This is a genomic window from Sorangium sp. So ce394 (assembly GCF_051474665.1).
In the GTDB taxonomy this organism is placed as follows: domain Bacteria; phylum Myxococcota_A; class Polyangia; order Polyangiales; family Polyangiaceae; genus Sorangium; species Sorangium cellulosum_D.
This window is the reverse complement of sequence record NZ_CP150339.1, coordinates 527,573-540,186: the sequence shown is the minus strand read 5'-3', so window position 1 is coordinate 540,186 and position 12,614 is coordinate 527,573. Positions and strand designations below refer to the sequence as shown.

At 72.7% G+C, this 12,614-nt stretch carries 6 protein-coding genes; 4 read left to right on the top strand and 2 right to left on the bottom strand.

The genetic code is table 11. From position 1 onward, the window contains the following. Positions 1–3 precede the first annotated feature (3 nt). Positions 4–3,306, bottom strand: coding sequence for a cadherin-like beta sandwich domain-containing protein (locus tag WMF33_RS02015; protein ID WP_437335563.1), 3,303 nt, complete (start codon positions 3,304–3,306; stop codon positions 4–6). 501 nt (positions 3,307–3,807) lie between these two features. On the opposite strand from WMF33_RS02015, the gene WMF33_RS02010 reads away from it, so the two are divergent. Beyond that, on the top strand, positions 3,808–4,752 hold the full coding sequence (locus tag WMF33_RS02010; protein ID WP_437335562.1) for a hypothetical protein: 945 nt from the start codon (positions 3,808–3,810) through the stop codon (positions 4,750–4,752). 47 nt (positions 4,753–4,799) lie between these two features. Here the strand turns inward: WMF33_RS02010 and WMF33_RS02005 are convergent, their stop codons facing one another. Continuing rightward, positions 4,800–5,426: a hypothetical protein gene (locus WMF33_RS02005; RefSeq protein ID WP_437335561.1), complete on the bottom strand. Its 627-nt coding sequence runs from the start codon at positions 5,424–5,426 to the stop codon at positions 4,800–4,802. Positions 5,427–5,807: 381 nt separating this feature from the next. Here WMF33_RS02005 and WMF33_RS02000 point away from each other — a divergent pair, with 381 nt between their 5' ends. From WMF33_RS02000 to WMF33_RS01990, 3 genes are all read left to right on the top strand, one after another. Further along, a complete protein-coding gene (locus WMF33_RS02000; protein WP_437335560.1) occupies positions 5,808–8,036 on the top strand; it encodes a DUF362 domain-containing protein in 2,229 nt (742 codons plus the stop codon). Between the two features lie 142 nt (positions 8,037–8,178). Beyond that, positions 8,179–8,844, top strand: a complete 666-nt coding sequence (locus WMF33_RS01995; RefSeq protein ID WP_437335559.1) for a regulatory protein RecX — start codon at positions 8,179–8,181, stop codon at positions 8,842–8,844. Between the two features lie 98 nt (positions 8,845–8,942). Continuing rightward, positions 8,943–12,344 (top strand): ATP-binding protein, encoded by a 3,402-nt coding sequence (locus WMF33_RS01990; RefSeq protein ID WP_437335558.1) that lies wholly within the window; start codon positions 8,943–8,945, stop codon positions 12,342–12,344. The last annotated feature ends 270 nt before the right edge of the window (positions 12,345–12,614 follow it).

Genomic DNA, 12,614 nt, shown 5'->3' with positions numbered 1-12,614 from the left:
CCGCTACCAGCTCGCCGTGTAGCAGGCGCCGCTGCCGTCGGCCGCGTCGTTCGCCCCGTCGCCGTCGACGCCCGTGGCGCTGCTGTCCTCCGAGGCCGCGGCGACGAGGAGCGTCGTGCCGGACAGGGCGAGGCGCGCCCCGAAGGCGTCCAATGCCCCGGTGTTCGACGCCTTGATGTACGCGTCCTGAGACCACACGCCGCCGGAGCGCTCGAACAGGTACGCCGCCCCGCTCCCGGGAGCGCCGTTGTCCGACTCGAGCCAGCCCCACGCCGCGGAGCTGCTGTCCTCGCCAGGCGCGCCCACCGCGAGGAAATCGTTGTCGATCGAGACCGAGGCCCCGAACGCGTCGCCGCTCTCCGCGTTGGAGGCCTTGAGATAGGTGTGCTGCGACCAGCTCGTCCCGCTGCGCGTGAACACGTAGACGGCGCCGCTCCCGGGGGCGCTGTCGTCGGCCTGCGCGCCGTTCGCGCCGCTCGCCTCGCCGGTCGCGCCCACCGCGAGGGCGTGCGCGGAGATCGCGACGCTCGCGCCGAACATGTCGCCCGCGCCGGTGTTCGACGCCTTCAGGTACGCCTGCTGGGTCCAGGTCGTCCCGGCGCGCGCGAACACGTAGACGGCGCCGCTCCCGGGAGCCGCGTTGTCCGTCTGCACGCCGTTCACGCCCGTCGCGGCGCTCGCCTCGCCGATCGCGCCCACCGCGATCGTGTCCCCGGAGATCGCGACGCTGGTGCCGAACGCGTCGCCGGCCCCGGTGTTCGACGCCTTCAGGTACGCCTGCTGGGTCCATGTCGCCCCGGCGCGCGTGAACACGTAGGCAGCCCCGGTCTGCGATACCACGGCGCCCCCCTGTCCGCCGTTCACGCCGGTGGAGCCGCTATCCTCGCCCGGCGCGCCCACCACCAGGGTGTCTCCCGCGAGCGCCACCGCGTGGCCGAACTGATCCTGCGCATCCGTGTTGGAGGCCTTGAGATAAGCCTCCTGAGACCACGTCCCTCCGCTGCGCCGGAAGACGTACACGGCACCGGAGCCCGGCGCACCGTTGTTCGCCTGATTGCCGTTCACGCCGGTGGCGTTGCTGTCCTCGCCCCGCGCGGAGACCGCCAGGGTGTCCCCGGACAGGGAGAGGCTGTACCCGAAGTCGTCGTTCACGTCGGCGGTGCTCGGCTTCAGGTACGCCTGCTGGATCCAGGAGCCGCCGTCCCGCACGAACACGTACACGGCGCCGGAGTTCTTCGTGTTGTCGTTCTGGTCTCCATCGACCCCGGTCGCGGCGCTGTCCTCCCCGAGCGCGGACACGGCGAGCGTGTTGCCGTCGAGCGCGACCGCGAAGCCGAACTGATCTCCCGCGTCGGTGTTGGAGGCCTTGAGGTACGCCGAGGCGACCCCGCCGCGGAGGACCACCACGCCGTAGGTCGTCACGTCCCCGCTCGGCGCGGTCACCTCGATGGTGATCGCCGTGCTCCCGCCCTCGATCAGCGGTATCGGCGGCGAGGCGCTCCCGGAGGCGACGGCGATCCCGTTGACCGCGATCGTGGCCCCCTCGGCCGACGCCGTCGGCGTCACCTCGATCGAGGCGATTTGATCCTCGACGGACACGACATAGAGCTTCGACCCCGGATCGAAGGCCGGGCTCAGCGCTCCGCTGGAGACCGCGAGCCCGGAGAGGCTCGCGTCCGCGCTCGCGCAGGCCCCCGCGACGCACGCCTCGCCCGCGCTGCACGTCGCGCCCGCGCTGGCCCCCGCGCAGTCGCCGGTGGCGCCGCAGTAGGTCTCATCGGTCGACGGGTCGACGCACGCCCCGCCGCACGCGACGAGCGGCGGCGCGCACGACGCCTCGCATGCGCCGTGGGTGCAGATCTCGCCCGCGCCGCAGATCGCGCCCGCGTCGCTCCCGGTGCAATCGCCGCTCGCCCCGCAATGGTCGCGGTCCGTGTCCGGGTCGACGCACGTCCCGCCGCACGCCACGAGCCCGCTCTGGCACGACAGCTCGCACCGCCCCGCGCCATTGCAGATCTCCCCGGCCGCGCACGCCTCCCCCGCGTCGCTCCCGGTGCAATCGCCGCTCGCACCGCAGTGGTCGCGGTCCGTGTCCGGGTCGATGCACGTCCCGCCGCACGCCACGAGCCCGCTCTGGCACGACAGCTCGCACCGCCCCGCGCCACTACAGATCTCCCCGGCCGCGCACGCCACCCCCGCGTCGCTCCCGGTGCAATCGCCGCTCGCACCGCAGTGGTCGCGGTCCGTGTCCGGGTCGATGCACGTCCCGCCGCACGCCACGAGCCCGCTCTGGCACGACAGCTCGCACCGACCCGCGCCGCTACAGATCTCCCCGGCCGCGCACGCCACCCCCGCGCCGCTCCCGGTGCAATCGCCGCTCGCACCGCAGTGGTCGCGGTCCGTGTCCGGGTCGATGCACGTCCCGTCGCACGCCACGAGCCCGCTCTGGCACGACAGCTCGCACCGACCCGCGCCACTACAGATCTCCCCGTCGGCGCACGCCTCCCCCGCGTCGCTCCCGGTGCAATCGCCGCTCGCACCGCAGTGGTCGCGGTCCGTGTCCGGGTCGATGCACGTCCCGTCGCACGCCACGAGCCCGCTCTGGCACGACAGCTCGCACCGACCCGCGCCATTGCAGATCTCCCCGGCCGCGCACGCCTCCCCCGCGTCGCTTCCGCGGCAATCGCCGCTCGCCCCGCAATGGTCGCGATCCGTGTCCGGGTCGATGCACGTCCCGCCGCACGCCACGAGCCCGCTCTGGCACGACAGCTCGCACCGACCCGCGCCATTGCAGATCTCCCCGTCGGCGCACGCCACGCCCGCGTCGCTCCCGGTGCAATCGCCGCTCGCACCGCAGTGGTCGCGGTCCGTGTCCGGGTCGATGCACGTCCCGCCGCACGCCACGAGCCCGCTCTGGCACGACAGCTCGCACCGCCCCGCGCCGCTACAGATCTCCCCGGCCGCGCACGTCACGCCCGCGTCGCTCCCGGTGCAATCGCCGCTCGCACCGCAGTGGTCGCGGTCCGTGTCCGGATCGATGCACGTCCCGTCGCACGCGACCAGCCCGCGCTGGCACGACACCGCGCACTCCCCCGCCCCATCGCAGAGCTGCCCCTCCTCACACGAGACGTCGCACGCCCCGCAGTGGGCCGCGTCGGTGGCGAGGTCGACACACACATCGCCGCACAATGTCTGCCCCGTCCCGCACAGGGGTGCTCCGCCGCTGGTATCCCCGGGGGAGTCGCTCGAGCAAGCTGCGAGGAAGAAGGTGAGACCGAGGAGGAAGAAAATCCGCACGTGGGGCATGGTCAACCTCGATGGGGAGCCACGGCTCCGCCGGTCGAATCAAGGTCGGAACGGACGATTTCGCTGGACGAGGACCCGTGATTCGACGTGATGCCTGGCTGGTGCGCTCCGTCGCCGGATCGAACGCGGCATGAGGCGGCGCAGCGCCGCGCGCGCTCGGAGAGGAGCGAGCGTCGAGACTAGACGATTCACGCCCGGCGAGGTCAACAGGAACGACGCCGCTCGTCCCGGCGCGACCGGCCCGCTCCCGCCGCCGCGGCGCGGCCGGCGCCCACGCCGGGCGCCTCCGGGGCCGCCGAGCCCGACGGAGCACGCAGCGGAGCAGACGAACGCGGCGGACGGCATTCCGTCGGCGCGGCCGGCGATCGTCCCACGGGCCTTCGCGCCCCGGCGCGGCAAAGGAGCTCCCGGGCAGCCCCGCGGGGCTCAGCAGCCGACAGCATGGAATAAAATCGCGGCGACCCCGATGCCGGTGATTCGTGGACGACACACCCTGTCGCCATGATTCGACTCGGCTACGTCTGTCAGTCGCTCGGAATGCCGGAGCCCTCGCTGAAGACCGCCCAGCTCGGGCGCTATCTGAAGGGCCTGGTCGATCTCACGCCGATCTACCGGTACAACGCCGAGTACGTCCGGCGGTCCGTGGCGCACTCGACCGGCCTCGGCTTCACGGCGCACCGCGTCTCCAGCGACCTCTTCCCGCTGCTCGACATCGCGCCGGGGGCGCGCATGCTGGTGCCGGATCTGCGCTCCGTCCGGCGCGTCGCGGAGCGGGGCGGCGTGCACCTGTCGAATCATCCGAGCCAGTTCGTGGTGCTCTCCTCACCGCACGAGGAGGTGCTGATGAACTCGCTCGCGGTCATGAACGACCAGGGCTGGGTGATGGATCTGCTCGGCGCGCAGGGCTCGATCACCCTGCACGGCGGCGGCGTCCACGGCGATCGCGAGCGCACCGCCGCCCGGCTGCGGGCGGGCATCGCCCGGCTCGCGCCGCCGGCGCTCGCGCGGCTCGCGCTCGAGAACGACGAGCGCTGCTGGACGGTGCCCGAGCTGCTCGAGGCCACCGGGGGCGAGGTGCCCATCGTGTTCGACAACCTGCACTGGGCCGCGAACCCGCGGAGCGCGCCCTTCGAGGTGGAGCTCGAGCGCGCCGTCCGCACCTGGCCGGCCGATCGGGTGCCCGAGCTCCATTACAGCGAGCAGTGCAACGGCAAGCTGGCCGGGGCGCACGCCGAGCACATCACCGGGCGCGGGCTGCTCCGCTTCTGCGAGGAGGTCGCGGCGGCGTCGGGCGGCCGCGAGGTGGCGATCCTCGTGGAGGCGAAGCAAAAGGATCTCGCCCTCATCCGCGCCCTCGGCGAGCTGACGAGACGGCAGCGAGCCCGCATCGAGGCGCTCGTCCCGGGGCTCTCCGTCGCGCGGCCGCTGCAGGCGTGCTCCGCGTGATCGCGGGCCAGCAGCCGGCCAGGAGCGGCTCCCGCGCGCGCCGCGGCTCACTGCTTCGTGAGCCGCATGTAGCTCTTCGCCGTCCCCGGAGCGCCGCCTTCCTCCCCGGCCTGGATGGCCATCGTCAGCGAGGATCCCTCCACGCAGAACGGCACCTCCTGCGCCGCCTCGCCGTCGGCCTGGACCGTCAAGCTCGAGCCGGAGACCGACCAGGTGCCCGCCCCCGTCGTGGTGGTCTCCTCGAGGACCAGGGTGCACGCGCAGCCCGCGCCCGCGGCTACGCACGACGCCGAGGAGAAGGACGCGACGCCTTGCGCCAGGAGCTCCTGCATGGTCGCGTCGAGCTGCGCGCACGTGATCGTGACGCCCTCCATGGTCAGGCACGACGGCGGGTACACGATCTTCATCGGCCCCTCCATCGTGGATGTCGTGACATAGGTGCTGTCGGGCTTGAACTCGGCCGTTCCGACCATCTCGACGCCGCTGATATCGATCGTCGCGTCGCAGCTCTCGGTGAGCTCCGCGAACATCGAGGGGTCGAGGCACGTCTCCTCGATGGTCCACGATCCGGTCGGGTCCCCGCCGCACGCCGCGAACTCTCCGCAGGCGGCGCCCCCGCCATCGCTGTCGCCGCCGTCGCCGCCGCACGCGGACAGCGAGAGCAAGGATGCCACGAGCAGGATTGAGCACGTAGGAAAACGGGATTTCATCGGTTCCTCCAGGAAGGATCATCAAGAGAGCCCCAGGCCCCTCCGCGCGCGGCGCGGCGGCTGTCATGGCATGGGAAGCCGCGCCTCCGATCGCGCCGTCACGGCAGCGCGGCTTCCGGACGACAAGGAATCGAGGCTCGTCCTCTGTACGCATCCGGGCGGCGGATCCCTTCCCGCCTTGCACGTCGCCCCGCCGGGTCGGTCGCCGGAGCGGGCGTCATCGTTCATCCATCCCGCGCGCGCCGTTCCAGGCACGCACCCGGCGACCGCGCGTCACGCAAGGCGCGAGCCCCTCGACGTTCTGCCTTCACCCGGGCGCCGTTTCGCTCCATCGTGCTCGCGAGGATGAACCGGATACCGACGTTCCACGGCCGCCGAGCACGACGGTCTTCCCGCGCGATCGCGGCGCTCCCGGCGCTGCTCGCCCTGCTCGCGGGCTGCGAGGACCCGCAGCCCCAGCCGGCCGGCGGCCCCGGCGACGGCGGGCCCGCCGCCGCGCAGCCGGCGCCCGACCCGCCGTCGCCGGCGCCGCCGGCCTCGGTCGCCGCGCCCGCGCCGGCGGCGAGCGCCTCCTCGTTCGCCGCCGCCTCCGCGCACCCGGCCGTGCCCACGGCCGTGCCCGCCGCGTCGAGCGACGTCGTCGCGGGCGCCTCGCAGCGGTACGACCCCGGCCCCTCGGTCATCGCGTCGGACAGCATCGACGGCGCCGCTCTCCGGAAGCGGCACGTCGAGCGCCTCAAGGCCAACGGCTCGCCCGTCACCGTGCTCCGCGGCCAGGGACCCCTGGAGCTCGGCAAGCGCATCTGCGAGGCGGTGGTGCCCCGCCGGCCCCCGGCGACTCCCGTGCTCCTCAAGCCGAACCTCTGCGGGTTCGACAGCGTGAAGGACCCGGCCAAATCGAAGGGCGACGACGGCGTGACCGGCCGCATCACGCAGCCGGAGTTCGTCCGCGGCGTCGTCCAGTGCCTCAAGGCGCGCGGGCACACGAAGATCACCATCGCCGAGGGATGCGGCCACTCCCACAAGTTCTGGAAGGATCTCGTCCAGCGGACCGGCTACGAGGCGATGGCCGCCGAGGAGGGCGCCGCGCTCGTCGCCATGGACGACGACGGGGTCTTCGACGTCGCCGGCGACAGGCCCGGAAAGCCCCTCGCGATCCGCGGCATCGAGGCGAGCCACGTCCCGACGCTGCTCATGCCCAAGGTGCTCGCCGAGCACCTCGATCGCGGGCTGTTCCTGTCGCTCCCGCGGCTCAAGATGCACCGGTATTCGGTCATCTCGGCCGGCATCAAGGGCATGCAGGGCACGGTCATGCTGTCGGACAGCGCGCCGGCCTACAAGCAGAAGTGGCGAATGCACCGCGAGCTCAAGCCCTACCTGGACGCGAAGGCCGCCGGCCAGGAGGACCGCGCGCTCTACCTGTCGTCGCTCCGCGTCTTCGCCGAGCGGATGGTCGACGTGCTCGAGATCTCGACGCCGGACGCCGTGCTCGGCGACGGCGCGCCGGCGATGGGCGGCGACGGCTTCCAGGTCCTGCGCCCCACCGCGGAGATGGTGGCGGTCGGCGGCACGAACCCGGTGCGGGTCGACCGGGTGGTGGCCGAGCTCCTCGGCGTGTGGAACAGCCCGGCGCTCGCGCGCGAGCTCGGCGGCCACCGGACATCGCCGCTCATCGACGCGGCGGCGAAGCGCTTCGGGCTGGATCTCAAGACGACGCCGATCACGGGAGACGGCGCCGACCTCCTGAAGGCCCCGAGGCCGGTCCACTACAAGGCGATGGCGCCCTTCCGGCTCGACTGGGAGCCCGGGCAAGCGCCCTTGCCGGGCGGCGGGCCCGCCAGGGGGTCGGAGCCCGCGCCGCCGCCCCCGCGAGCGGCGCCCGGGGGCGCGCCAGACGGCGGGACCGCCGCGCCAGACGGCGGGACCGCCGCGGGCCCGGCGAAGCCGGAGGCGCGCGCGGCTCGGCTCCCGCCCGGAGAGCGGGTCGTGCTCGACGGCAAGGCGGACGACCCGGCCTGGGGCCGCGCGAAGGCCGTCGCGTGGGACACCGATTACGCCGGCGAGCGCACCGGGTTCCCCACGCGGGCGCGCTTCCTCTGGTCCGAGGCGGGGCTCCACGCCCTCTTCGAGCTCTCGAACGCGGGGCTCAACACGGATCGATCGAAGCCGGTCGGCGAGGAGCGGAAGGGGCTTTACAGGGAAGACTGCATCGAGCTGTTCCTGACGCCGGATCCGGGCGCGCCGAAGCGGTATTTCGAGGTGGAGATAGGGCCGTTCGGTCACTTCTTCGATATCGCCGTCGACCGCGGCGCGCGCCTGGAAGACACGGCGTGGTCGAGCGGCGCGACGATCGCGGCGCGCCAGAGCGCGGAGGAGCGCACGGCGGTCATCGAGGCGCTGCTCACGGCGCCGGAGATCGTGAAGGCGCTCGCCCCGAACGCGCGGCTGCCCATGAATCTCTACCGGATGGAGGGCAAGGAGCCGCGGCGCTACCTCGCGTGGAGCCCGCCCCGCACGAGCAAGCCGAACTTCCATGTCCCCGAGGCGTTCGGCGTGCTCGTGCTCGACCCCTGACGCGACCGCCGAGCGACCGATCACCGGGCGGCTGGCCGCGGCGGTCGCCGGGCCTACCGGACCGCGGCGGTCTCCGGGCCCACCGGGCGCTGGGCGAAGCGCGCTTGCGGCCCGCGCGGGCTGCGCCATCGTGCTCCCGCGCATGCCGATCATCACGGGGATCGTCCCCTCGCCGGACAAGCCAGGCCACGTCGTCATCCTTGTCGACGGGGTCGCCTTCGCCACCGTCCCCGAGGCGAGCGCCGCGGGCCTCGCGCCCGGGCAGGACAGCGCCGCCGCCGCGGCGGAGCCGCCCCGGAAGGCCGCCGCGGGCGAGCAGAAGACCTACGACCGGGCGCTGCGGCTCCTGTCGTTCCGGGCGCGGTCGGCCAGGGAGCTGGAGAAGCGCCTGATCGAGAAGGGCGAGCCCCGGGAGCACGTGGCGACCGCGATCGCGCGGCTCTCGGCGAACGGGCTCCTCGACGACGCGCGCTTCGCCGAGGCGAAGGCCCGCTCCGGCATCGTGGGCAAGCCGCGCTCGCGCCGCAGGATCGAGCAGGACCTGGCCCGCAAGGGCGTCGCGCGCGACGTGGCCGAGGCGGCGATCCGGCGGGTCATGACCGACGAGGGGACGGATGAGCTCGCCGTCGCCGAGCGGGCGGCGCGCAAGAAGCTTCGCTCCCTCTCTGGCCTCGATCCGATGGAACAGCGGCAGAAGCTCTACGCGTTCCTGGCGCGGCAAGGCTACGCGCCCGACGTCGTGCGCCGGGCGCTCCGCGGGGTGCTCGACGCGCCGCACGCGCCGCCGCCCGAGGACGAGGGCGCGTAGCGCGGCTGCCCCGTTCGCCGCACTGGGCCGCCGTTTCACCCGGAGCGCACCGGTCTTTCTGCCCTTCTCCGGCCACCTTCCCCACGCTACAAGGAGCCATGTCGCTCAAGCAGGAGGGCCCGCCGCCCGATCGCGCCGACGCCGTGCTCGCCGGCGGAGGAGAGATGGGCGCGCGCATGCGCGCGATCGACTGGTCGAAGACGCCGCTCGGCCCGGTCGCGTCGTGGCCGCAGAGCCTGAAGACGTGCGTGCGCATCATCCTGACCTCGCGCCAGCCGATGTTCGTCTGGTGGGGCGACGCGCTCATCAACCTCTACAACGACGCTTACAAGTCGATCGTCGGCGGCAAGCACCCCGAGGCGCTCGGGCAGCCCGCGTCCGTGGTCTGGCGCGAGATCTGGGGCCAGGTCGGGCCGCGCGCCGCGTCGGCGATGCGCCGCGACGAGGGCACCTACGACGAGGCGCTCCTCCTCATCATGGAGCGGCACGGCTACCAGGAGGAGACGTATTACACGTTCTCCTACAGCCCGGTGCCAAACGATCAGGGCGGGACCGGCGGGATCATCTGCGCCAACACCGACGACACGCAGCGCATCATCGGGGAGCGGCAGCTGGCGCTCCTCCGCGACCTCGCGGCGCAGACCGCGAACGCGCGCACGTGGGAGGACGCGTGCGCGCACAGCGCGCGCTCGCTCGCGACCGACGCCAAGGATATCCCGTTCGCGCTCATCTACGTCGTCGACCCCGACAAGCAGCGCATGCAGCTCGCCGGGACCACCGGGATCGCGCGCGGCCACGCCGCGGCCCCGGAGACGATCGCGCTCGCGGAGGGGTCGCTCTGGCCGGTGGCCGAGGTGCTGCGCGAGCACGAGGCCTGCCGGGTCGTCGATCTGCCGCCGGACCTCCGGGATCTCCCGACCGGCGCGTGGCCGAGGCCGCCGGCGAAGGCCGCCCTGCTCACGATCTCCCCGTCGGGCGAGACCGGGCGCGCGGGGGTCCTGATCGTCGGGTTGAATCCGTTCCGCCTCCTCGACGACAACTACCGCGGCTTCCTCCACCTCGCGGCCGGCCAGATCTCGGCCGGCATCGCCAACGCGCAGGCCTACGAGGAAGAGAGGCGGCGGGCGGAGGCCCTCGCCGAGCTCGATCGCGCGAAGACGACCTTCTTCAGCAACGTGAGCCACGAGTTCCGCACGCCCCTCACGCTGATGCTCGGGCCGCTCGAGGACGCGCTCGCGTCCTCGAAACGGAGCCTGTCGGGCGCCGATCTCGACACCGCCTACCGCAACGCGGTCCGCCTCCTCAAGCTGGTGAACGCGCTGCTCGACTTCTCGCGCATCGAGGCGGGCCGGATCCAGGCGTCTTACGAGCCGACCGACCTGTCCGCGCTCACCGCGGACCTCGCCAGCGCCTTCCGCTCCGCGATGGAGCGGGCGGGCCTCGCGTTCGAGGTCGACTGCCCGCCGCTGTCCGAGCCCGTCTATGTCGATCACGACATGTGGGAGAAGATCGTGCTCAACCTCCTCTCGAACGCGCTCAAGTTCACGTTCGAGGGCACGATCGCGCTCTCGCTCCGCGCTCACGGCGGTCGCGTCGACCTCACCGTGAGGGACACGGGGACCGGCATCCCGGATCACGAGCTCTCGCACCTGTTCAGGCGGTTCCATCGCGTCCAGGGGGCGCGGTCCCGCACCCACGAAGGGTCCGGGATCGGGCTCGCGCTCGTCCACGAGCTCGTCCGGCTGCACGGCGGGACGATCCAGGTCGCGAGCAAGGTCGCCGAGGGCACGTCGTTCACGATCTCCATTCCCCTCGGGACCGCGCACCTCCCGCAGGACCGCGTGAACGCCCGGCGGACGCTCGTGTCGACGGCGACGGGCGCGGCGCCCTTCGTGCACGAGGCGCTGCGCTGGCTGCCCGGGGCGGGGCCCGACAACGACGTCGCTCCCCTCGCGCCGGCGGGGCTGACCTCGCCGGTGGACGCCGCGCTCGCGGCGGGCCCGGCGGCGCGGATCCTCCTCGCGGACGACAACGCCGACATGCGCGACTACGTCGGGCGCGTGCTGCGCGAGCGGTGGACGGTCGAGGCGGTCGCCGACGGCGTCGCGGCGCTCGAGTCGGCGCGCGCGTGCCCGCCGGATCTCGTGCTCACCGACGTGATGATGCCGAACCTCGACGGGTTCGGCCTGCTGCGCGCGCTGCGCGCCGACGAGCGCACGAGGAGCGTCCCGGTGATCATGCTCTCCGCCCGGGCGGGCGAGGAGTCGCGCGTCGAGGGGCTCGAGGCGGGCGCGGACGACTACCTCGCGAAGCCGTTCTCCGCGCGCGAGCTCGTCGCCCGGGTGGCGACGCACCTCCATATCGCGCGCCTGCGGGCGGCGGCCGAGCGCGAGCGCGAGAAGCTGTACGACCTCTTCATGCAGGCGCCGGTCCCCATCGCGGTGTTCGTCGGCCCCGAGCACGTCTACGAGGTCGCGAACCCGCCGTACTGCGAGATGGTCGGCCGGGCGGAGATCGTCGGCAAGAGCGTGCGCGACGTGTTCCCGGAGCTCGGCGAGCACGAGGTGATCGCGACCCTGGATCGTGCGCTGAAGAGCGGTCAGCCGCTGCACATCATCGAGCTGAACATCCCTATCGTGCGCGGGGGCGTGGCGAGCGACGCCTTCTTCAACTACGTCGCGCAGCCGATCCGCGACCCGTCCGGCGCCGTCACGGGCGTCATGGTGGTCGCCTTCGAGGTGACCGATCAGGTGCTCGCGCGGCGCCGCATCGAGCAGCTGAGCCAGCACCGCGAGGAGCTCATCGCCGCGCTCGCGAAGACGAACCAGGAGCTCGACCAGTTCGCCTACGTCGCCTCGCACGACCTCAAGGCGCCTCTCCGGGGGATCGCGAACCTGTCGGAGTGGATCGAGGAGTCGCTCACGGGAAAGATGGATGACGAGACGCAGGAGCAGATTCACCTCCTGCGCGGGCGGGTGCGCCGCCTGGAGGCGCTCATCGACGGGATCCTCCACTACTCGCGGGCGGGGCGCGTGCGCGGCGACACGGTCAGCGTCGATACCGGCCAGCTACTCGCCGAGGTCGTCGAGCTGCTCTCGCCGCCGGCGGGCGCCCGGATCGAGATCGCCCCCGGGATGCCGACGATCCTCACGGAGCGCGTCCCGATGCAGCAGGTGTTTCAGAACCTCATCAGCAACGCCCTGAAGCACGCGCGCCGGAGCGACCCGCGGGTCGAGGTGACCTGCAAGGACGCCGGGGCCTTTTACGAGTTCGCCGTCACGGACAACGGGCCCGGCATCGCGCCCGAGTACCATGGTCGCATCTGGGACCTGTTTCAGACGCTCGAGTCGCGCGACAAGGTGGAGGGCACCGGGATCGGGCTCTCGGTCGTGAAGAAGGCCGTGGAGAGCCGCGGCGGGAGCGTGGGTGTCACGTCGCGCCCCGGCGAGGGAGCGACGTTCTTCGTGCGCTGGCCGAAGCGCGCGAAGGAGGAGGCGTGAGCGCGCGCTAGAGCGGTTTTCGCTCGGGTTTCGTGCAGGCGTCTCTCGTCTTCCGTCTTCCGCCCCCCCTCTCTCGTCTTCCGTCTTCCGTCCCCCCTTTCCCGTCTCTCGTCTTCCGTGCCCGTCCTTCGTGCGCGTGCGCGTGCGCGCTGACTCCGAAGAATCGCGCACGCGCACGCGCACGCGCACGAAGGACGAAGGACGAAGGACGAAAGACGAAGGACGAAGGACGAAAGACGAAAGACGGATGACGGGGGCGAGCGAATCCTC

Coding starts and splice junctions, on each gene's coding strand:
- WMF33_RS02015 (WP_437335563.1), bottom strand. CDS start 3,306: ATGCCCCACGTGCGGATTTTCTTCCTCCTCGGTCTCACCTTCTTCCTC.
- WMF33_RS02010 (WP_437335562.1), top strand. CDS start 3,808: ATGATTCGACTCGGCTACGTCTGTCAGTCGCTCGGAATGCCGGAGCCC.
- WMF33_RS02000 (WP_437335560.1), top strand. CDS start 5,808: ATGAACCGGATACCGACGTTCCACGGCCGCCGAGCACGACGGTCTTCC.
- WMF33_RS01995 (WP_437335559.1), top strand. CDS start 8,179: ATGCCGATCATCACGGGGATCGTCCCCTCGCCGGACAAGCCAGGCCAC.
- WMF33_RS01990 (WP_437335558.1), top strand. CDS start 8,943: ATGTCGCTCAAGCAGGAGGGCCCGCCGCCCGATCGCGCCGACGCCGTG.